Source organism: Natranaerobius trueperi (assembly GCF_002216005.1).
Taxonomy (GTDB): domain Bacteria; phylum Bacillota; class Natranaerobiia; order Natranaerobiales; family Natranaerobiaceae; genus Natranaerobius_A; species Natranaerobius_A trueperi.
In genome coordinates, this window is the sequence record NZ_NIQC01000005.1 from 90,095 (window position 1) to 111,348 (window position 21,254).

The following is a 21,254-nucleotide window of genomic DNA, read 5'->3' on the forward strand; positions in this document are numbered from 1 at the left end:
AAGTCGTCACGCATTCTCGTGACTTTAGTCTCCTATTACAAAAGTTCCTTCTCCTAAGAATCAGCATATAAATTCAACACTATTACTTGACAGTTACTACAGAAGATGGTATGATAAATGTGTCGTATGAGGGAAGTGAAGTCCGCATATTATAAAATGCATCGCTTCTTAAGTACGAGGGTGCAGTTTATAATATGCGGACTTTCTCTTTATCGTACGTCAATAAAATATTTTAATTTTTTGGAGGTTTGTTTAAATGAAAACAGGTACAGTTAAGTGGTTTAACTCAGACAAAGGTTATGGATTTATCGAAGTAGAAGGTGAAGATGACGTATTCGTTCACTTCTCAGCTATTCAAGAAGACGGTTTCAAAACTCTTGATGAAGGTCAAAAGGTTGAATTCAATGTTGTTGAAGGTAACCGTGGACCTCAAGCTGCTGAAGTAGTTAAGTTATAAAACATAACTCTGACTTCACAAAACTGTCCCAATTCGGGACAGTTTTTTTATTGTTCAATCAATTAATGTGGTAACAAAAAATAGATGGTACTTTTGTTTTTCCCTACTCAAAGCCTCATTATTTTCTTTCACTTGCTTTTTTTTCATAAAAGCAATTACATACTCTCTAAACTCTTGCATTTCATCAGGAGTCAACTGTACTGTTACTGATGAAATACTACCATTCTCTTCATCATTATACTTTTCTCTATTTCTAATATTTGTTAATAAAATACTTTTTGAATATTCAAAAGTAGAATGAACTGCCTTTTCTACCTGTGTTTGGTATTCATTTTCAGTGGAGTCATTTATATCTTTTCTTTCAATTTTGAACTTTTTAGCTGACGGCTCATAATATGTAGTTGTTGTTCCATTAACTGATTTAGTTTTTATTAATTGAAGTATACCTGAAGACTCTAACTTTTTAATATGATAATGAACTATTTTGGGATCATCTCCTATGTAATCAGCAATTTCCTTTTCAGTTGCCGGCCTTTCAAGCCGGTAAAATTCAGACAATATTTTAATGCGATAGGGATCTGAATAAGCACTGATTTGTTCACTTGTATTCAATACTTTGGTTTCAAGCATCTAATCACCTCACATTATTTATACTCCTATTATAATTATGCAAAACAAAATAAATTAGAAATAAAAGATTCCGAGGATTTTAAAATGTACCCTGTTGAGTAGACACGAAAAAAAGTCTACCTATTAGGGTACTTTTTTGTATAATTAATAAAAAATGAGAGGGAGAATTCGAAATGAGTAAAAAACTATTTTACTGAGAAAGAGATTAAAGTACTCTCTGAAAATCATTATGTTAAATCAGTTAGTTCAAAAGGGATCACCTATACAGAAGAATCTTAAACATATTTTTATTACTGAAAATGAAAAAAGAAAGCTTCCAAGAGAAATATTTGAAGAATGTGGCTTTAATGTAGATATTATAGGGATTAAAAGGATTAAATCTGCAAGTGAAAGATGGCGTGCAGCTTATCGAAAAAGCTGGACTAAGAGATACAAGATTCAGGAAAGCCTCGCGAAAGAGAACTAACGTTAGAGGAGAAAAATGCAAAATTAGAAGCCCAAAAAAACAACTTACTAAAGGCAGAAAATGAACTCCTAAAAAAGATGCGATGGTCAGAAAGGGGGCAAAAGAAGGACCGGTAATCCTATCTCCTGATCAAAAATTTGTACTCATTCGTTCGATTATAGAAAAATATAAACTACAGAACATGCTAAGCTATTTATGTAATTTATCTGGTGTTTCTCGATCTGGTTATTATAATTACTTCTCTGAAAAATCACAACAACGAAAGAGAGAAAAAGAGAAGAAATGCCAAAGTCAAATAGATTATCCTAAAAGCTTTTCATTTTAAACGCCGTAAAAAAGTGCACGTCAAATTAAGATGTCTCGCGGGACAATTTAATGTTGTCTATAATTTAAAACGAATTAGGCGCATTATGAAAAAACACGGTATTACTTGTCCTATTAGTAAAGCAAATCCATATAAACGAATAATGAAAGCTACAAAGGAACATAGAGTGGTACCTAATCTTTTAAAACGTGAATTCAAACAAGGAGTTCCAGGGAAGGTTCTTCTAACGGATATTACTTATTTGTATTACAACAAAGGAAAAAAAGCTTATTTATCAACTATAAAGAATGGTTCTACAGGTGAGGTATTAGCCGATCGGCTAACTATTGATTCAGCCACAGACACCCTTAAAAAACTAAAAAAGAATACTTACTTTAAGAAAGCAGAGGATGCCTTGATTCATTCGGATCAAGGAGTTCATTATACTCATCCAGAGTTTCAAAAAGCGGTAAAGAAACTTAAACTACACCAATCTATGTCTAGGAAAGGAAATTGTTGGGACAATGCTCCGCAAGAATCATTCTTCGGACATCTTAAAGATGAAGCCAGTATTAAGACATGTACAACTTTAAAAGACTTAAAACAAGAAATAAAGCAATATATGAGCTATTACAATAACTATCGATACAATGGAATCTAAAAAAGATGACCCCTGTTCAATACAGAGATCATCTTCTGATATCAGCCTAGGCCTTTTTAAAATTGTCCTTTACAACGGGTACACTTCATTTGTCCTCGGAATCTTTTATTTCTTCTTTCCTCTTCCACCACTTTGTTTAGAATAGTTACCTTTATTAGAAAACTTTTTACCAGGTCTATTATTTTTGTTTGTCTTTTTACGTTTTGGTTTACCTTTAACTACAGGAGCTTCTTCAGTTAATTTCACATCTGTATCTTCTGCTTCTTCAGTAAGTAACCTTAATGCACCTGCAACAAGACTGATTGAGTCATTTTCTGTAAGCAGCTCTTCTGCTAATTTTTGATGTTGTAGTGTTTCTTTATGGTTAACTGAACTTAAAAGTTTTTGTATTGCTTTTTGTTGTTTCCCTTCTAGAACTTCTCCCATGGTTGGTGTAGGTTTTTTAGGTATTTTTCTTTTAATTACTCTCTCAATTAAATTCAATTGGCCCTGCTCTCTAGGAGTTATCATTGTAACTGCTTCTCCTGATTCACCTGCTCTTCCAGTTCGACCAATTCGGTGTACATAGCTATCTGTATCTTGAGGTATATCAAAATTATAGATATGAGTTACACCAGTAACATCTAAACCTCTAGAAGCTACATCAGTTGCAACTAACATTTCAGTATTTCCTTTACGGAAATTTCTAATAACGCTATCTCGTTTTGCTTGAGACATATCTCCATGAATACCATCAGCTGAGTAACCTCGAGTGTTTAATGCTTTACTTAATTCATCAACTCTTCTTTTGGTTCTACCAAAGACGATTGATTTTTCAGGAGACTGTATATCTACCAAACGACAAAAAACATTGAATTTGTCCCTTTCCTGAACTTCTATATAGCTTTGATCTATACTTGGAACTGTAAGATCCTTTGTTTTTGTTCTAACAACTTCTGGACTTTTCATAAATTTTTCTGCTAATCTCTTAATACGATCTGGCATAGTAGCAGAAAACATTAAAGTTTGTCTAGTTTCTGGAGTAGATGCTAATATAGTTTCGATATCTTCAATAAAACCCATATTTAACATTTCGTCAGCTTCGTCTAATGTTACCATTTCTAGTTCTTCTAATCTAATGGTTTTTCTTCTCATATGATCCATTAGACGCCCTGGAGTCCCCACGATTATTTGGGGTCTTTTTTTAAGGGCCTTAATTTGTCGATCAATACTCTGGCCTCCATATACAGGTAAAGAGCGAATCCCCTTAAATTGTCCTAAATTATTGATTTCCTCGGCGACCTGAATTGCAAGTTCACGAGTAGGTGTTACAACTAACCCTTTAGTTTGTTTACTTTTCTCTTCTGTAATCTTTTCAACAAGCGGTATGCCAAATGCAGCAGTTTTTCCAGTACCAGTTTGTGCTTGACCTATTATATCTTGTCCCTTCATCACAAGAGGTATAGTATGCTCCTGAATCGGTGTTGTTTCTTCAAATCCCATATTTGAAGTTGCCTTAATAACAGATTGACTAAGGCCTAAATCATTAAACTTCGTCATTGCTTTGTTGCCCCTTTCATACATTTCTTTATAATTAGTATACACATAGTATACACAAAAAGGCAGAGTTTTACTTACAAAGCCCACTGTAAGTAAAGCTCTGCATCTCAATAATATTAACACACAATCCAAGATTTCACAAGTTTTTTACAATTGATGACCGTGTCAACCCACTGTAGCTTAAAAGAGAAAACTCAACCCCCCCTCAAATAACCTAATGTTGTTCAAGCCTTTGGTATCCGTTCTAGTCAAGTTGTTCTTTCCGTACATTATCATGATTCAATTCTTTTTTTAACCAGTTAACTTCTTCTGTGGCTTTAATACAACACTATAGTAGCTACATACTAGCTCTGATTTACTAGGAGCAACACGCAATTGTGTTGTTATTACCCTTCTTTCCTGCTAACCAAAAAATCCTACAGTATTTTTACACTAATACAAATGATATACTTTTTTTATTGTTTTATCATCATTAGAAATAATTTGGACTTTATTTTCTTCAGTATCTATCAAACCTATTGTCGGTACTTTATCTTCGGTTTTTGGGATTGAAGGGGATCCTGGGTTTATTAATAATATTCCTTCAACCTCTTTTATCACTGGTATATGTGTATGACCAGTAATAACACATTTTACGTTATAGTCTTTCGCGAGCTGAACTAAGTCGATCTCATTATAATCTTCTCCATGTAATAACAAAATATTAAGATTATCTAAATTAGTATGAAAAAAAGGTGATAAAATTGGTTTATTTAAAACCATTTGATCAACTTTTGAATCACAATTACCCTGAACCATATATATTGGTTGTTCTAAGTTATTAAGTATATGAGACAATTTTTGTGGATCATAACCATCAGGAAGTGGATTTCTCGGACCGTGGTATAAAATATCACCTCCATGCAATATCACATCACAATTTTTAAGTATAGCTTCAGCTTTTTCAAAAGCTATTGAACTACCATGCGTATCACTAATCAATCCTATTTTCATTTTTTTACACCTCCTACTATGATATTCAATATATTTTAATCTTCTATCACCAAAGGGACTTTACCTTCTAAATTTTTGCAGTCTTACGATATTTTATTGTATAATATCATCAGAACTTTTAGAAAACTGCAGTTTGAGTGAAATATATATATATATAAGGAGGGTAAGCTATGAATAAAACTGCACTAGTAACCGATAGTACAGCAGATATTCCAATAGAATTACAAGAAAAGTATAACATCCATATTATTCCTTTATCTGTTATTCATGGAGATGTTGAGTATCAAGAAGGAATAGATATTACTTCTGAGAACTTTTATGATTTACTAAATAGTTCAGATATATTCCCTAAATCTTCGCAGCCTTCACCTAAGGACTTTGATGATTTATATAGTAAGCTTTTAAAAGACCATGATGAAGTTCTTTCTATTCATCTTTCATCTGGCTTAAGTGGCACTATTAATGCTGCTTTTCAATCAAGCAAAAATTTCGAAGACAAGGTGACAGTTTTTGATTCAGAATCTATTAGTTTAGGGATAGGGCTTCAAGTAATTGAAGCGAGTAAAAAGATACAAGAAGGTTGGAACACAAATGAAATAGTAGATTTTTTAAGTAATATCAAAGACAATATTGAATTACTTTTCACCTTAGATACTCTAGAATATTTATATAAAGGTGGTAGAATAAATAAAGTATCAAATTTAATGGGTTCATTATTAGATATCAAACCAATAGTTACAGTAAAAGAAGGAAAGTTCTTTCCTTTTGGAAAAGCGAGAAGACAACAATCAGCTCTTTCAAAAATCGTTACTAGTTTCGAAAATTTTGCTAAAGAAAAGACACCTATTAAACTTGCAGTAGCACACGGAAAGGGTTCTAAAGCTGCTAAACAGTTAAAAGAAATGTTAGAAGAGAGAATAGGAATTAAAGCAGAGATTTATTCCACTATAGGTCCAGTAGTCGGTGTACATACAGGTCCCGGAACCGTGGGAGCTGCAATCTTATATGAAGAATAAATAAAATCCCCATTTGGGGATTTTATTTATATGTTTCAGGTATAGGTTTTCTATTAATTCCTGATTCAACTGCCGCTTTCGCTACTTCTTTTGCTACTTGTTTTGCCACTACTTTGTTAAATGGATCTGGTATAACATAATCTGAATTTAGGTCTTTTTCATTGATAATTTCAGCAATAGCATAAGCAGCTGCTATTTTCATTTTTTCATTAATATCTGTTGCTTGTACATCTAACGCTCCTCTAAAGATACCAGGAAAAGCCAGTACATTATTTATTTGGTTCGGAAAATCACTTCTACCGGTACCGACAACTTTAGCCCCTCCTAGCTTAGCTTCATCTGGATATATTTCAGGAATAGGATTTGCCATAGCAAAAACTATCGGATCTTCGTTCATTAAAGAAACCATCTCTTTATTAATTGTCTCTGGTTTAGAAACCCCTAAAAAAACATCACTTCCTTGAAGGGCATCAGATAAATCACCAGTTATATTTTGTTTATTTGTTATTTCAACCAACTCTTCTTTTACCCAATTCATCCCATCTTGTCTATCTTTATAAATTACTCCTCTAGAATCACATATAATTACATCGTTTACTTGTAAATCTAAGAATAATTTTGCTATTGCTACTCCACTAGCACCTGCGCCATTAACAACTACTTTTATATCTTCTAACTTTTTATTAACAGTCTTTAATGCATTTAAAACACCAGCAGCAGCCACAACTGCAGTTCCATGTTGATCATCATGGAATATAGGTAAATCAGTCTCTTCTTTTAATCGTCTTTCTATTTCAAAACATCGTGGAGCACTAATATCTTCTAAATTAATGCCTCCCCATGTAGGTGCCATTAATTTAACAGTCTTTACAATATCATCTACATCATTTGTTTCTAAACAAATAGGAAATCCATCCACTCCTGCAAATTCTTTAAATAAAACTGCTTTTCCTTCCATTACAGGCATAGATGCTTCAGGACCTATGTCACCTAATCCCAAAACAGCAGACCCATCTGTCACTACAGCTACTAAATTATTTCTTGATGTATACTCCCATGAATTTTCTTTATCTTTATTTATTTCTTTACAGGCTTCTGCAACTCCAGGGGTATACGCAAGTGCAAGGTCTTCATTGTTTTTTACAGAAACTTTACTGTTTACCTCAATCTTACCAGAATTTTCTTTGTGAGCTTTTAGTGCTTGTTCTTTAAAGTTCAATGGTTACACTCCTTCTTAATTTTTTCCATGTACTATAAAGATTAACATTAATCTTGACAATAGACAAATTTTCTTTATTGAAAGTCATGACAATTTTTAGTCTATGAAATAAAACTCAGCAATCGTGAATTTTTCAATACGCTAAAATTCAGGCAGTAATTCGAAGTGTTTGTTGACAAAAATTCGGCTTTAGTTTATTATAAGAATTGTTCAATATGAGTTAGCTTTAATAACCTAACAAGAAATTAATTTTATATAATAACAAAGGAGTGTAAAAAATGAAAAGAGTACCACATGTATATGCTTTACTATTTTTAGTTATTATTTTTGCTGCATTATTAACTTATGTAGTACCTGCCGGAACATATGAGCGTTTTGAAGATGAAGAAACAGGACGTACCTTAGTAGACGCAGATTCTTTTGAATTTGTAGATTCTAATCCCTCCGGGATTATGGATGTATTTGAAGCAGTACAATTAGGCTTGGTTGAATCTGCAGATATTGTTTTCTTTATTTTCGTAGTTGGTGGAGCTTTTGGAATTATTAGAGGAACTGGGGCAATTGATGCTGGATTAGGTCTTGCTGTTAATAAGTTTCAAGGTAGAGAAAAACTTTTGTTCCCAGCATTAATTTTAATTTTCTCTATTGGTGGAGGTACTTTTGGATTAGCAGAAGAAACTATCCCATTTATTCCAATAGCAGTTTTACTATGTAGACAATTAGGTTATGATGCAATGGTTGGATTAGCTATCGTCTCAGTTGGTGCCCGTGTGGGCTTTGCAGCCGGGTTAATGAATCCATTTACTATTGGGGTTGCACAAGGAATTGCAGAACTTCCAATGTTTTCAGGATTGTTATTCAGAATAGTTGTGTACCTATTACTTTTAATAGCATCTATTTGGTATGTTAATAGATATGCTAAAAAGGTTAAAGAAGATCCAACACAAAGTTATGTTCATGATCTTGAACAACAAAGTTTAGAAACTATGGATAGTTCTAATATACCTGATTTTAATAAAACACATGGTGCTGTTCTTATTACTGTTATTATTGGTTTTTCCACGATGATCTTTGGTGTCTTTCAGCATGGATGGTATATTAATGAAATATCTTCAATCTTCTTAGCAACAGGAATAATAGCTGGTTTAGTAGGTTCACTTGGGATGAATGGTGTAGCCAACAAATTCGTAGATGGTGCTCGTGAATTAACTTTAGGAGCTTTAGTTGTTGGTGTAGCAAGAGGAATTTTAGTTGTAATGGAAGATGGCCAAATTATTGACACTATAATTTATTCTGCAGGAGTTACCCTAGAAACAATGCCCCGAGTATTAGCTGCTAATGGTATGTTTGCTTTTCAATGGATTTTGAATATCTTTATTCCTTCAGGAAGTGGCCAAGCAGCAACAACTATGCCTATAATGACACCTATTGCTGATCTAGCGGATGTATCTAGACAAACGGCTGTTTTAGCATACCATTATGGAGACGGATTCACCAATCTCATTACTCCAACTGGTGGAACCTTAATGGCCAGTTTAGCTATGGCTAACATTCCATTCGAACGTTATTTCAAGTGGGTATTACCTTTATTAGGTATTTGGACAGTGATTGGTATATCTGCAGTAACTATAGCTACATTAATTGACTTCGGCCCATTTTAATAGTTCTATATTAACCGACCTTACATTAGGTCGGTTTTTTTATGAATTATCTACTACTACTTCAAAATATTTGTTATGATATAATTAACAAATATTTTGCGGGGGGTGTTTACTTGAATGTAATAACAATAATTTTATCAGCTATACCTATCTTAAACATAATTTTTGTAATCACATTAATTTTTTCAGAAAGACGAAACCCTACTGCTACTTGGGCATGGTTACTTATCTTAATTACTCTTCCTTTTCTTGGCTTTATCTTATATTTATTTTTTGGATTGACACCAAAAAAAAGACGTATCTTTAACAGAAAAACAGCCAAAGATAAAAAACATAAACAAAATATAATTAAAGAAGATCTAAATTGTCAAAGAGAGAAAATTAGCCAAACAGAACAAAAAAATATAATTCAATTAAACTCAAATAATGAACGGATACTCTATTCAAAAAATAATGATATTGAACTTTACCACTGTGGAGAGGAAAAGTTTCGTAACTTATTTAAACAAATTCGTCTTGCTAACCACCATATTCATATATGCTATTACATAATTCGAGATGATAGTTTAGGTAAAGCTTTGGTCAAATCGTTAGCAAAAAAAGCTCGTGAAGGCGTAGAAGTGCGAGTATTATATGATAGTGTTGGATGTAGAAAGCTCCCTGATGATTTCTTTGATGAACTCAAAGTTTCAGGTGGTAAAATTGCAAGATTTTATCCCTCATTTCTAGATATCAACTATAGAAATCACCGAAAGATTGTAGTAATTGACGGTAAGATTGGTTTTGTCGGAGGTGCTAATGTAGGACTAGAATATTTAGGACTTTCTGATAAGTTTGGATTTTGGAGAGACACTCATCTAAAGGTTGTCGGAGAAGCTACTAAATCCTTACAAGAACGATTTCTTTTAGATTGGAACTTTGCTACTAATGAAAATATATTGTATTCTCCGGAATATTATCCAACTATTAAAAAACGTGGTAATACTGGAATGCAAATTGTAACCAGTGGTCCTGACTCTTCATCAGAAGAAATTAAAGCATTTTTTCTTAAAATGATTTATTCAGCAGAAAAATCAATCTATCTACAGAGCCCGTATTTCATACCAGATGAAAGCATTCTAGAAGCTTTACAAATAGCAGCAAGTTCTGGTGTGGATATAAAGATTGTTATACCCGATAAACCTGACCATCCTTTTGTGTTTTGGGCTAATAGATCATATCTTGGATTAATGCTTGAGTATGGCGCAGAGGGTTATGTTTATAAAAAAGGATTTTTGCATAGTAAGCTAATAATTATAGATGGACAAATAGCATCAGTTGGAACTGCAAATATGGATGTTCGAAGTTTTAAACTAAATTTCGAAATTAATTCTTTCTTATATGATAATAAAATAGCTGGTGAGTTACAAAAACAATTTTTAAAAGATCTAGACGACTCATCTATGATTACAGAAGAAGATTATAATAAACGTGGAATTTCAACTAAATTTAAGGAATCTGTCTCAAGATTATTATCACCAATACTTTAAAAAAGTTTCGGGTTAACCATTTATGGCTTACCCGAAACTTTTTATCTTAACAACATCCTTTAGAACCACTACATCCCCCACCACAACAACTTTGAATATCCCCTATATTACCTAATTTAACTGATGTAAAAATTTGTTTAGTCTCACCCTCACAGTTAGGACAAGTTACCTGACCTTTATTTTCATACGAAACTCTTTTAGTAAATGTATTATCACAACTACGACACCTAAAATAATAATTAGGCATATATTCCACCTCCTATGATATCTATATACTAATATCTAATTAAATCTTAACCAGTTTTTAGAATGAAAGCAAGACTATAGTGAAGGACTCTTAATGGTAAGTGAAGAACACAATAAAAAAACTCTTGTGAGGAGGATTTAAATGAATTTTGTATCTAGAAATACTGTATTGTATGAGTTAAGTGGGAAAAACTCGCCTGTTTTAGAAGTAAATCCAAAGGAAGAAGTAGTATTTGAAACGTACGATTGTTTTACAGAACAAATAAAGAAACCAGACGATAAGTTTAGTAATATTGGCTGGGATAGAATAAATCCTGCTACCGGACCTATAGCCATCAAAGATGCTGTTCCTGGAGATGTCCTAAAAGTCAATATAAAAGATATCTCAGTAGCTGATTTTGGTGTTATGATAACTTCTCCTGGTTTTGGCGTACTAGGTGATGAAATCAAAGAGGAAACAAGCAAAATTATTCCTATAAATAATAAAAAGGCAGAGTTTGATAATTTAAAGCTATCAATTAAACCTATGATTGGTGTTATAGGTACGACTCTACCTAATGAAGATATACCTTGTGGAACACCAAAAGGACATGGTGGAAATATGGACTGTAAAGAAATTGTAGCTGGCTCATCGGTTTATTTACCTGTAAATCATAAAGGTGGACTACTCGCACTCGGAGACCTACATGCTTTAATGGCTGATGGTGAGGTGTCTATGACTGGGTTAGAAGTTAGTGGAAAGGTAACTTTAGATATAGAAAAAATTTCTCAGATGTCTTCTAGTTTACCTTTACCGATGATAACTAATAAAGAAAACTTAATAGTTATCCATAGTGAAAAAACACTTGATGAAGCAGTTTTTGTCGGTACTTCTAAGACAGTAGAATTTTTGACTAAGTTTAGTACCCTTTCTAAAGAAGATGCAATAAGTCTTCTAAGTTTAGTGGGTCAGGTTAAAATCTGTCAAGTGGTTGATCCTTTAATGACAATTAGAATAGAGATACCTTTAAATATTCTTAATAGAATTGGTATTTATGAAAATAAATGGACAAACATGTGTTAATTTGATACTGTAGTAAAGCAACTTTTAATTGTTAATTGAGGAGGGTTAAGATGATCTGGAAAGAACGGTACAATGTTAGGATAAAAGAAGAAAACTTAAAACAGTTGATATAGTACCACCACAAATAGTAATCAGTAAAGGTGAGTCATTGTCTCTCGCAACAGATAAAGCTTTAGTTTTACCTATAAACACAAATATTGGCGAGTTTGACATAAAGGTATCAATAAAAGAAAAAGATAAATAATAAAACAAAACGCCGTTTTCACGGCTTTAATGTACTATGGAGGTAGATTTCAATGAGTTCTAAGACATTAGTTGTAGGAGGCGGTCCTGCTGGAATGATAGCAGCCATTAGAGCTGGAAAATCAGGTTCTAATGTAATTCTTTTAGAGAAAAATGATTTCCTAGGGAAAAAATTAATGATCACAGGAAAGGGCAGGTGCAATTTAACCACCACCTTAGACCCGCAAGAAATAGTTGAAAATTTTCCTGGAAATGGCTATTTTTTGTATGGCCCAATTTATAGCTTTTCAAATTACGACTTAATGGACTTTTTTGAGTCTTTAGGTATTAAATTGAAGAGAGAACGCGGTGATAGAGTTTTTCCAGAAAGTGATAAAGCAAAAGAGATACAAAAAGCTTTACTAAAATCTATGGAAAATTTACAAGTAAAAATAAAATCTAATATCAAAGTAACACAAATTTTAACCGAAAAAGACAATAGTGAAACAAGAGTAATAGGTGTTAAAACTAATAAAGGTGCCTTTTATAGTGATAATATAATTCTTGCAACCGGAGGTGCATCTTATCCTGCTACAGGTTCTACTGGGGATGGGTATAAATTAGCATCACAGTTAGGGCATACTATTATTAGTCCAAAACCTTCTCTTGTACCTTTACTTATTAAAGAAAAATACGTTAAAGATCTTCAGGGATTAACATTAAAAAATGTTTCTGCCTCTCTGAAAAATAAGAATGGCAAACTACTTCAAGATGAGTTCGGAGAAATGCTTTTTACACATAACGGTGTATCAGGTCCAATAATTTTATCTATCAGTAGAAGCGCTACTGAATACTTCTCAAAAAATAACGATAACTTATATTTAAGTATAGATTTCAAACCTGCTCTTGATAATGAAAAGCTAGATCAGAGAATCCAAAGAGATTTTGAAAAATTTACTAACAAAGATTTCAAGAATTCTTTAGATGACTTACTACCTAAATCACTTATCCCAGTTGTAATATCTAAAAGCAATATAGATCCTGATAAAAAAGTAAACCAAATCACGCGAAAAGAAAGACAACAATTAATCACAACTTTAAAAAGCTTTGAACTTACAGTAACTGGTACACACTCTTTTGAAGATGCCATTGTAACTGCTGGCGGTGTCTCAACAAAAGAAATTTCACCTCAAACATTAGAATCAAAAATCATCAAAAATCTCTATTTAGCTGGAGAAATTATTGATATTGATGGGTATACCGGAGGGTTTAATCTACAAGCTGCCTTTTCTACCGGTTGGGTAGCTGGTGAAAATGCTGCTTATTAAAAAAACTGCCTTAAATATTGGCAGTTTTTTTAATAGTTCTCAAGCTTCAATTTTTTTGTTTTTCGCTTTATAAGAATATGATAACACAGAATATATAAAAATACTGCTGCTATAAGAGAGTTAACCATTGCACCAACGAAAAATCCAACGGAAAACGTTTCTAATTGAGCTAATAAAAATTGCACTTCTGATTCACCAATACTATTTTCGAAATAAGTTATAATATTACCAAACATTCTATTAAAAAGTTCAGACACTTCAATGTTAGTGCCATTTTCACCGATGATTAATCTACCCATCATAATATTTAATGTGTAAAAAATCGGGATTAGTACACCGGTTCCTAAATTTATAGTAACTGCTGCAACAATACTTCCCCCTAGTACTCTTGCAGCAAAAGCTGAAAGGAACGGTCCCACTCCTAAAGACGGAAGGAAGTTCCAGAATACAGCAATTGCAGCACCTAATGCAATTTTTTTAGGAGTTGATTCTAGTTTAAGTACTTCTTCTATTTTTTTCTTCATATTAATTATTTTATCCTTTACCATACACATCACCAACGGTTATTATCTCATATAAAACTACTAATGTAAATCACACACATTCTAATAATTAACCTGAGTCCTGTAGCGGACTCAGGTTAATTTATTACTATAATACGATTAGTGGATCACCAGCATTTACAGTCCCGCCTTCTGATATCTTAACCTCTTTAACTGTCCCCGATACTTCAGCTTTGATTTCATTTTCCATTTTCATAGCTTCTAATATTACTACGACATCTCCTTGGTTTACTGTATCACCACTATCAACCTGTACTTTTAGTACGTTTCCTGCAATAGGTGCATCGATTGTGTTCCCTTGTGATGTTGTTTCAGGTTCTCCTTTCTTTTCTTTTGTTTGTGATTTTTGTTGTTTTTGAGATTTATTTTGGTTTGGTTTTTGTTTTTTTGGAGTAGTAGAATGTGAAGTAGTTTTTGATTTATCACCAGATAAATCTTCAACGTGAACATCAAAAGTTTCATCATCTACTGTAACTCGCATTTTTCTTGACACATCGCCTGCAGGGCCTGGTGTACTAACTTTATTATTTTTTTTATCAGTTTCTAAAGGATCTTTTAACTTTCCTTCTTTTCTCTTTTTGAAGAAGTCTAAAGCGACATTAGGGAATAGACAATAAGATAATACATCTTCATCTTTTTCAATGTATTCTTTAATATCTTCACGTGCTTTTTCTAACTGTGGGTCTAATAAGTTTGCAGGACGTTCAGTAATTTTTTCTTTATCTTTTAGAATATATTCTTCTAACTCTGAATTCACTTCATGAGGAGGCCTTCCATAATATCCTGCAATATAATTTTTCACTTCTTCAGATATCATTTTATACCTTTCACCCATCAATACATTTAACACAGCCTGACTTCCGACTATTTGACTGGTAGGTGTGACAAGCGGTGGATAACCTAGATCTTCTCTGACTCTTGGTATTTCTTCTAATGCTTCATCATACTTATCTAAAGCGTTAGCTTCAGATAATTGAGAAGTTAGGTTAGAGATCATACCACCTGGAACTTGATAGTTCAATACATTTGTATCTACAGTAAAATTCATTTTAGAGTGCTTTTCAAGATCTTTTCTTACTTTCTTAAAATAATCAGTAGTTTCTTTCAAATTATCTTCGTCTAGTGAAAGTTTATTCTCTGTACCAGCTAGCATAGCCAAAATGGGTTCAATAGGAGGCTGTGAAGTTCCTAAGGCAAAAGGAGATACTGTGGTATCCACAATGTCTATCCCAGCTTCAATTGTTTTTAAATAAGTACTTGTCGCCATACCACTTGTTGAGTGACTGTGTAGTTGAATAGGCACATCAATTTCTTTTTTAAGGTTTTTAACTAACTCATAACCCTTATATGGAGAAAGTAGACCTGCCATGTCTTTTATACAAATTGAATCACAACCTATTTCCACTAAGTTTTTAGCTAGGTCAACAAAAGTTGATACATCATGTACAGGACTTATCGTATAGCTCAAAGCACCTTGAGCATGCCCGCCTTCTTTTTTAGTAAATTCTATTGCTTTTTCCATATTTCTAATGTCATTCAATGCATCAAAAATTCGTATAATATCCATTCCGTTTCCAACTGTCCGTTTAATAAATTCTTCTAGCACATCATCTGGATAATTTTTATAACCCAATATATTTTGGCCTCTTAGTAACATCTGTAACTTTGTATTCTTTATTTTTTTTCGGATTATCCTTAATCTTTCCCATGGATCTTCATCTAAAAATCTCATACAAGAATCGAAAGTAGCTCCTCCCCACATTTCAAGGGAATGGAAACCAACTTGGTCTATTGTTTCTAAGATTGGTTCCATATCTTTTGTTTGCATTCTTGTAGCAAATAATGATTGATGTGCATCTCTTAAAGTAGTATCAGTTATTTTTACAGACATTCACAAACCTCCCCTATATTAAGTTCCTAACCTTATCGATTTTCTAAAGTATACTTTTCAAGTTCTTCTTGAAGCACAAAAGTAGTCTTATAGTCAGAAACTGGGAAAGTGACTTGATCGATTTGTTTTACTGGTAATATTTTTATAGTGGTACTTGAAATAAACACTTCATCACAATTATAAAGCTCTTCTGGAGATAAGAACTTTTCAACAACTTTTATTCCTATTCTATCTGCTAGTTTTAAAATTGTATCACGAGTAATGCCAGGTAGAATTCTTTGTCCAGTAGGGGCTGTATAAACAACTCCATCTTTGACACCAAAGACATTAGTACTAGTCCCCTCAGTTACTCCTAAACGATGCACTTGAATTGCTTCATAGGCTCCTTCTCTATTGGCTTTTTCTTTATAAAAACAATTTGGTAATAGGTTAATACTTTTCACATTACATCTATTCCAGCGTTCATCTGGTACTAATATCGTTTTTATTCCATTGTTTTTAAATTCGGCGTCTGGTCGTGGTGCTTCTTTTGCAAACATAAATAGATTTGGTTTCTGTGGTTCCGGAAAAGAATGTTTTCTAGGTGCTGTTCCTCGAGTAACTTCTAAATAAATAATCCCTTCTTTTATTCCGCTCTTTTCTAATAACTCATGTGAGATCTTTTTAATCTCTTCAGGAGCAGGATAGTTTTCAAATAACATTTCTTCGGCACCATTTTTATAACGCTCTAAGTGTTCATCAATTTGATATAACTTACCTCCATAGATAGCTACAACTTCATACAGACCGTCTCCATAAATAAAGCCACGGTCTAAAGCATCAACTTTCGCGTTCTCTAAGTCTTCAAATTCACCATTCACATAAGCAAGTGGTTTAGGTGACAAACAAAACACCTCCTGAAAGTTTTGAATAATATTTCTAAACAAAAAAGCTTAAGATAAAATCAGCTTATATTACCATGATTAGGTCTATTTTGTTCTTCTTTATTTAACGCAAAAGAAACTGTTTTGGCTGCTAAAATATCAGTTGGGTCTACAAGTATTGCTTTATCAGCTTTTTTGTCTGTAACTAATACAGGTAATTCTGTACAACCTAAGATGATGGCCTCTGCCCCTTCATCTTCTAAATAACCAATAGGTTCATCTAGTAACCTTCTGCTAGAATCACAAATATCACCACTTTTAACAGCATAGATCGCTTCTGTCACTTGATGCTGATAAGATTCTGGTATAATAACTTCTAAGTTATATTCTTGTAATTGTTGTTGATATATTTTTGTTCTAATTGTCCCATTGGTTGCAAGTAAACCTACTTTTCTATTCTGACTCTCAACCACATCATTAATGTATTGTGCAGTACATTGCAACATGTTGACAAATGGAATATTCACCGTTTTCTGTACATCATTATAAAAATAATGTGCAGTATTACAAGGCATAACCAAAAAATCTGCTCCATAATTTTCTAGACCCTTAGCCATATCTTCTAAGTATGATAATGGACTTTGTGAATCGTTTAAAATTGCTTCTGTTCTATCAGGAATCTTAGGATTGTTATCTACTAGCATTCGTACATGATCTTGGTCTTTACTACTAGGGGTTTTATCTATAACCTTGTCCATAAAATCAACCGTTGCTTTAGGTCCTAAACCACCTAACACACCCACTGTTTTAGCATCCATATAGACCCTCCTAAAATACTTCATTTACTAACTATTTTCACCATGAAGTATAAAGTTCCTTCTAATATATGTTATGTTTTGTCTGAATTTTTAGTTTTTATAATTAATAAAAGTCCATCACTAATTTCAATAGTCACTTCATCATCAACAAATTCATTACTTAGTCCTAAAGAGGATCCTATATATAAAGGGTCCCCTTCTAAACTATATTTTACTCCTTTAGTATAAATACCTGTTACTTTTGGTGTTATTGGAAAAAGGGAAATATAATCTCCAATTTTTCCTGTAATCAGAACTTTATCTGAGATTACAGTAATTGTCTGTAGCTCATCAACTAAAAAAATAGATACTCCTTTATTCAAAGGTTCTAACATCACCATAATATTAGCATAAAAATGATCAGCTCTTTTACCTAATGCTCCATAAACTAATATCTCTTGAACATTACGTTTCATCGCATATATAATAGCTAACTCTAAATCAGACTTATCTTTTTCACTCGGGAATTTTACGAAAGGAGTGTTGGAATATTTATAATTTTCATAAACTTCTTTTTTGATTGAGTCTAAATCACCTACTATCACATGAGGCACAATCCCCATACTATATGTATAATTAGAGCCACCATCTACGGCAATTATGTAATCATTCTCATTAATATTATTTCGATAAAATTCAAAGTTATTATACTCTCCATTAGCGAAAATAACCACTCGATTATATTTGCTCACATTGTTCACCTACTTTCAAATATTTCTAATTAAAATTATAACACTTAACCCTAAATTTCTAAAATTTTAATATATATGGTCTCTTAGTAAACACTAATATTAAACATCTTTTTAAGGAGGTGTCAGATGAGTAAAAAAAATCAATTAGATAAACTACCACTTGCTGAATTAGAATCTACTGACCTAAACAGGTTAAAAAAATTAGAACATGAAATGAACAATAAGTACAATACAGATATTTATCTTATGGCACTTTCGGATGAAGATAAAAGGGACTAATAAAGAGCCGTCTCATTATTCCATAACTAAACCATTACAGTCAGAATAAAGGTTGTCAGAAGTTTAGTATCCGTTAACCTAAAGTACTAGCTACAGCTGCTGCTATCCAAAGCCAGTTAATGGCGTGGAAAAACTAAAACTACCAAACTATAAAAAAAGGAAATGTCTAATAAAAGTAGACATTTCCTTTTTCAATTGATTTTATTCTTGCTAAAGATTCAACTCTGTATCCCTCATGATTCAACTTTTCTCTTCCAGATTGAAATGTTTTCTCTATCACAATACCAAAACCTATTAAATTCGCACCGGCTTGTTCTATTATATTAGCTAAACTTTTTGCAGCTTCACCATTAGCTAGAAAATCATCTATAACTAATACATTGTCATCAGAGTTTATTAGATTTTTACTCACAATTAGATTATTAGTTTCTTTTTTAGTATATGAAAAAACTTCTGTTTGGTATACATCATCACTCATTGTGAGAGACTTCTTCTTTCTTGCAAAAACCATATCTACATCTAGATCATAAGCTGTAAATAAAGCAGGGCTTATCCCTGAGCTTTCAATTGTAAGTATTTTAGTAATATAACTATCCTTAAATCTATTTATAAATTCTTGTCCTATCTTTTTCATTAGTTTAGGATCTACCTTATGATTTAAAAAAGTATCAACCTTTAAAATATTATCATCTATTATTATCCCATCTTTTTTCATACGATCTAATAATTGCTGCATCTAGATACCTCCTTAGTATTATTTATTATACTTTAGCACTTTTTCAATACAAGAAGCAAATAATTTCATATAGATTACAATAAGACTTTCATGTAAAATATTCCATGTAAAATATTCAATGTATAATAGCTACTCTTAAAAGGCGTAAAATGACTGATGAATCAATTGTTAAGTTAACAGATCTTAAAGTTAATTATAATAAACAAAAAATCCAAACAGAAGTACTAGATATACCTGAATTTAAATTAACTAGACATTCTGAAGCAGTATTATTAGCCCAAAGTGGTTCTGGAAAAACCACTTTATTAAATGTAATTTCCGGCCTTTTTGCTCCTCAAAATGGACAAGTTAGTATAAATAAAACTAATATATAAAAAATGAAAGAATCTAAAAAAGATGAGTTTAGACGTGATAATATCGGTTATATTTTCCAAGACTTCAATCTAGTTCCTTCTATTAATGTCTTGAAAATGTATTATTACCTTTAACTTTTTCTAGTTCATTAAACATTACAGATAGAAAAAATAAAGCAAACAAGTTACTAGATCAAATAAAACTCTTCCATAGGTTATACCATAAACCAAAAGAACTATCAAAAGGTAAACAACAAAGAGTAGCAGTAGCACGAGCTTTAACTATTTTATCAATTTTTGCTGTAGCAATAGGAACAAGTTTAGTTGTATCTATATTATTTCTTTTCAATAGTTTCGATGATAGTATACAAAAAGAGAGTGAAAGGACTACAATGGTCGTTAGTCCAGAAGGAAGTCCTTCTCAACTGTTATTAAGTACTATTTTTAACTATGAAAACCCTATTGGTAATATCTCTTATGACATTTATGAAGATCTAAAACAAGATGATCGGATTAATAATGTAGTACCGTTAGCTTTGGGAGATAGTTATAATGGTTTTCGAAAGTAACAGTAGTATTATTACAAGAATTAGATCCGGTTGAAATATCTCAAATACAACAAGAGTTCGATTCACAATCTGATGTACAGGCACTCCATATACCACAAGTGTTACGACAGTTTGTATCTATCATGGGTGATGGTACTATATTACTACAGATAATGGCTTATATTACTTTAATTCTATCAGGGTTATCAATTTTAGTTGCCCTCTCTTCATCCATTTTAGATAGGAAAAAAGAAAGTGCTTTATTAAGGGTTATTGGTGCTAAAAGAAGGACGGTCTTTTTAAGTGTAATTTAGACACTCTAACAATAACTTTTCTAGGTATTATTCTAGGTTCTATACTAGGCCATTTAGGTATATTTGCAATTTCAGATATTATTACCGAAAAAACAGGTGTATTAATACAACCATTTACATTAGTCCCCGGGCAATTAACAGTTTTATCTACTATCTTACTCGGTGGTCTAGGATTAGGAGGAATATTCGGTATGATAATATATCGTAGTGAACCAACTAAATTTCTCTAGTAAGGGGGGAGTTCATGTTAAAAACAAAAAAACTAGTTACTGTGATATGTCTATTTTTGATTTTCATAGTTGGATGTAAAGAGTCCACATCATATGACAAATATATTGTAGATGATCTAACTAAAACTGATAGTAATACAAAAGTGATTAGTGTTATAAGGCCTTTGACATTGACGAAAAAACTATTACATTAGAAGGTTTCATGTCACCTATCTCCCCATATAGAGAAGATCATTTTTATTTAATAAATAAACCTAGTGAGAGTTGTCCTTTTTGTGACGATGACAATATTGATCATATGGATGTTGTAGTTGTTTGGCTTCCTTCTAACGAAAGTAAGCGATTTACCTTTGAACCTCTACAAGTAACTGGAAAGTTGTATGTAAGTGAAGAATTAGAAGATATAGATGGCCATGCAAAAAGCCATTTCACATTATTAGTAAATGATATGAGTGATATTAAAAAGAAATCGAGTAGGAGGTAGATAATTAATTTATCTACCGACCTCTCACACCACCAAGCATACCGTCCGGTACTTGGCGGTTCAATGGTTTGAGTGCAATGCCTCGTATCTTTTGGATATGTCATCATATC

The 21,254-nt window shown here is 32.4% G+C and carries 24 protein-coding genes and 1 pseudogene; 13 read left to right on the top strand and 12 right to left on the bottom strand.

All coding sequences use genetic code 11. From position 1 onward, the window contains the following. Positions 1–256: 256 nt before the first annotated feature. Positions 257–457, top strand: coding sequence for a cold-shock protein (locus tag CDO51_RS03810; RefSeq protein ID WP_089022974.1), 201 nt, complete (start codon positions 257–259; stop codon positions 455–457). Positions 458–511: 54 nt separating this feature from the next. Here the strand turns inward: CDO51_RS03810 and CDO51_RS03815 are convergent, their stop codons facing one another. Next, positions 512–1,087 (bottom strand): winged helix-turn-helix domain-containing protein, encoded by a 576-nt coding sequence (locus CDO51_RS03815; RefSeq protein ID WP_089022975.1) that lies wholly within the window; start codon positions 1,085–1,087, stop codon positions 512–514. Positions 1,088–1,291: 204 nt separating this feature from the next. Between CDO51_RS03815 and CDO51_RS03820 the strand changes: the two are divergent. Further along, positions 1,292–2,568: pseudogene (locus CDO51_RS03820) on the top strand (IS3 family transposase). A 55-nt stretch (positions 2,569–2,623) separates the two neighbouring features. Here the strand turns inward: CDO51_RS03820 and cshA are convergent. Further along, a complete protein-coding gene (cshA, locus tag CDO51_RS03825) occupies positions 2,624–4,057 on the bottom strand; it encodes a degradosome RNA helicase CshA (protein ID WP_089022976.1) in 1,434 nt (477 codons plus the stop codon). A 432-nt stretch (positions 4,058–4,489) separates the two neighbouring features. Further along, positions 4,490–5,050: a phosphodiesterase gene (yfcE, locus tag CDO51_RS03830; protein WP_089022977.1), complete on the bottom strand. Its 561-nt coding sequence runs from the start codon at positions 5,048–5,050 to the stop codon at positions 4,490–4,492. 170 nt (positions 5,051–5,220) lie between these two features. Here yfcE and CDO51_RS03835 point away from each other — a divergent pair, with 170 nt between their 5' ends. Beyond that, positions 5,221–6,066: a DegV family protein gene (locus CDO51_RS03835; RefSeq protein WP_089022978.1), complete on the top strand. Its 846-nt coding sequence runs from the start codon at positions 5,221–5,223 to the stop codon at positions 6,064–6,066. 22 nt (positions 6,067–6,088) lie between these two features. Here the strand turns inward: CDO51_RS03835 and CDO51_RS03840 are convergent, their stop codons facing one another. Continuing rightward, positions 6,089–7,285 carry an NAD(P)-dependent malic enzyme gene (locus tag CDO51_RS03840; RefSeq protein WP_089022979.1) on the bottom strand — a complete coding sequence of 399 codons (1,197 nt, stop codon included), beginning with the start codon at positions 7,283–7,285 and terminating at the stop codon, positions 6,089–6,091. 278 nt (positions 7,286–7,563) lie between these two features. On the opposite strand from CDO51_RS03840, the gene CDO51_RS03845 reads away from it, so the two are divergent. Both CDO51_RS03845 and cls read left to right on the top strand, forming a co-directional pair. After that, positions 7,564–8,946, top strand: a complete 1,383-nt coding sequence (locus tag CDO51_RS03845) for a YfcC family protein (protein WP_089022980.1) — start codon at positions 7,564–7,566, stop codon at positions 8,944–8,946. A gap of 113 nt (positions 8,947–9,059) precedes the next feature. Beyond that, positions 9,060–10,475 carry a cardiolipin synthase gene (gene cls / locus CDO51_RS03850; protein ID WP_205842098.1) on the top strand — a complete coding sequence of 472 codons (1,416 nt, stop codon included), beginning with the start codon at positions 9,060–9,062 and terminating at the stop codon, positions 10,473–10,475. 46 nt (positions 10,476–10,521) lie between these two features. Here the strand turns inward: cls and CDO51_RS03855 are convergent, their stop codons facing one another. Continuing rightward, on the bottom strand, positions 10,522–10,722 hold the full coding sequence (locus CDO51_RS03855) for an FmdB family zinc ribbon protein (RefSeq protein WP_089022982.1): 201 nt from the start codon (positions 10,720–10,722) through the stop codon (positions 10,522–10,524). Positions 10,723–10,863: 141 nt separating this feature from the next. Here CDO51_RS03855 and CDO51_RS03860 point away from each other — a divergent pair, with 141 nt between their 5' ends. Together CDO51_RS03860 and CDO51_RS03865 are read left to right on the top strand one after the other, a co-directional pair. Then, a complete protein-coding gene (locus tag CDO51_RS03860; protein ID WP_089022983.1) occupies positions 10,864–11,784 on the top strand; it encodes an acetamidase/formamidase family protein in 921 nt (306 codons plus the stop codon). Positions 11,785–12,080: 296 nt separating this feature from the next. Beyond that, positions 12,081–13,334 carry a BaiN/RdsA family NAD(P)/FAD-dependent oxidoreductase gene (locus CDO51_RS03865; protein WP_089022984.1) on the top strand — a complete coding sequence of 418 codons (1,254 nt, stop codon included), beginning with the start codon at positions 12,081–12,083 and terminating at the stop codon, positions 13,332–13,334. A 29-nt stretch (positions 13,335–13,363) separates the two neighbouring features. Here CDO51_RS03865 and CDO51_RS03870 read toward each other — a convergent pair whose 3' ends face one another. The 5 genes from CDO51_RS03870 to CDO51_RS03890 form a co-directional block, all read right to left on the bottom strand. Further along, positions 13,364–13,858, bottom strand: coding sequence for a DUF2062 domain-containing protein (locus tag CDO51_RS03870; RefSeq protein ID WP_158212300.1), 495 nt, complete (start codon positions 13,856–13,858; stop codon positions 13,364–13,366). Between the two features lie 127 nt (positions 13,859–13,985). Continuing rightward, positions 13,986–15,788, bottom strand: a complete 1,803-nt coding sequence (oadA, locus tag CDO51_RS03875; protein ID WP_089022986.1) for a sodium-extruding oxaloacetate decarboxylase subunit alpha — start codon at positions 15,786–15,788, stop codon at positions 13,986–13,988. A 32-nt stretch (positions 15,789–15,820) separates the two neighbouring features. Next, the gene (locus tag CDO51_RS03880) at positions 15,821–16,672 is read right to left on the bottom strand and encodes an aminotransferase class IV (RefSeq protein WP_158212301.1); all 852 of its coding nucleotides are present in this window, start codon (positions 16,670–16,672) and stop codon (positions 15,821–15,823) included. 59 nt (positions 16,673–16,731) lie between these two features. Continuing rightward, the gene (cuyB, locus tag CDO51_RS03885) at positions 16,732–17,469 is read right to left on the bottom strand and encodes a cysteate racemase (RefSeq protein ID WP_158212302.1); all 738 of its coding nucleotides are present in this window, start codon (positions 17,467–17,469) and stop codon (positions 16,732–16,734) included. Positions 17,470–17,540: 71 nt separating this feature from the next. Beyond that, positions 17,541–18,200 (bottom strand): thiamine diphosphokinase, encoded by a 660-nt coding sequence (locus tag CDO51_RS03890; RefSeq protein WP_158212303.1) that lies wholly within the window; start codon positions 18,198–18,200, stop codon positions 17,541–17,543. Between the two features lie 126 nt (positions 18,201–18,326). Between CDO51_RS03890 and CDO51_RS13725 the strand changes: the two genes are divergently transcribed. Beyond that, positions 18,327–18,479, top strand: coding sequence for a hypothetical protein (locus CDO51_RS13725; RefSeq protein WP_158212304.1), 153 nt, complete (start codon positions 18,327–18,329; stop codon positions 18,477–18,479). Positions 18,480–18,645: 166 nt separating this feature from the next. On the opposite strand, the gene CDO51_RS03895 is transcribed toward CDO51_RS13725, so the two are convergent. Then, complete coding sequence (locus CDO51_RS03895) at positions 18,646–19,215, bottom strand: xanthine phosphoribosyltransferase (protein ID WP_089022990.1); 570 nt, start codon at positions 19,213–19,215, stop codon at positions 18,646–18,648. 149 nt (positions 19,216–19,364) lie between these two features. On the opposite strand from CDO51_RS03895, the gene CDO51_RS03900 reads away from it, so the two are divergent. Further along, positions 19,365–19,589, top strand: a complete 225-nt coding sequence (locus CDO51_RS03900) for an ATP-binding cassette domain-containing protein (RefSeq protein ID WP_089022991.1) — start codon at positions 19,365–19,367, stop codon at positions 19,587–19,589. Between the two features lie 172 nt (positions 19,590–19,761). On the opposite strand, the gene CDO51_RS13730 is transcribed toward CDO51_RS03900, so the two are convergent. Continuing rightward, positions 19,762–19,917, bottom strand: coding sequence for a hypothetical protein (locus CDO51_RS13730; protein ID WP_158212305.1), 156 nt, complete (start codon positions 19,915–19,917; stop codon positions 19,762–19,764). Between the two features lie 43 nt (positions 19,918–19,960). Here CDO51_RS13730 and CDO51_RS13735 point away from each other — a divergent pair, with 43 nt between their 5' ends. The 4 genes from CDO51_RS13735 (at position 19,961) to CDO51_RS03915 (ending at position 21,144) form a co-directional block, all read left to right on the top strand. Then, a complete protein-coding gene (locus tag CDO51_RS13735) occupies positions 19,961–20,137 on the top strand; it encodes a hypothetical protein (protein ID WP_158212306.1) in 177 nt (58 codons plus the stop codon). A gap of 98 nt (positions 20,138–20,235) precedes the next feature. Continuing rightward, positions 20,236–20,430 carry an FtsX-like permease family protein gene (locus CDO51_RS03905; protein WP_158212307.1) on the top strand — a complete coding sequence of 65 codons (195 nt, stop codon included), beginning with the start codon at positions 20,236–20,238 and terminating at the stop codon, positions 20,428–20,430. 244 nt (positions 20,431–20,674) lie between these two features. Further along, positions 20,675–20,854 carry a hypothetical protein gene (locus tag CDO51_RS03910; protein ID WP_089022993.1) on the top strand — a complete coding sequence of 60 codons (180 nt, stop codon included), beginning with the start codon at positions 20,675–20,677 and terminating at the stop codon, positions 20,852–20,854. An 8-nt stretch (positions 20,855–20,862) separates the two neighbouring features. Further along, positions 20,863–21,144, top strand: coding sequence for a hypothetical protein (locus CDO51_RS03915; RefSeq protein ID WP_089022994.1), 282 nt, complete (start codon positions 20,863–20,865; stop codon positions 21,142–21,144). The last annotated feature ends 110 nt before the right edge of the window (positions 21,145–21,254 follow it).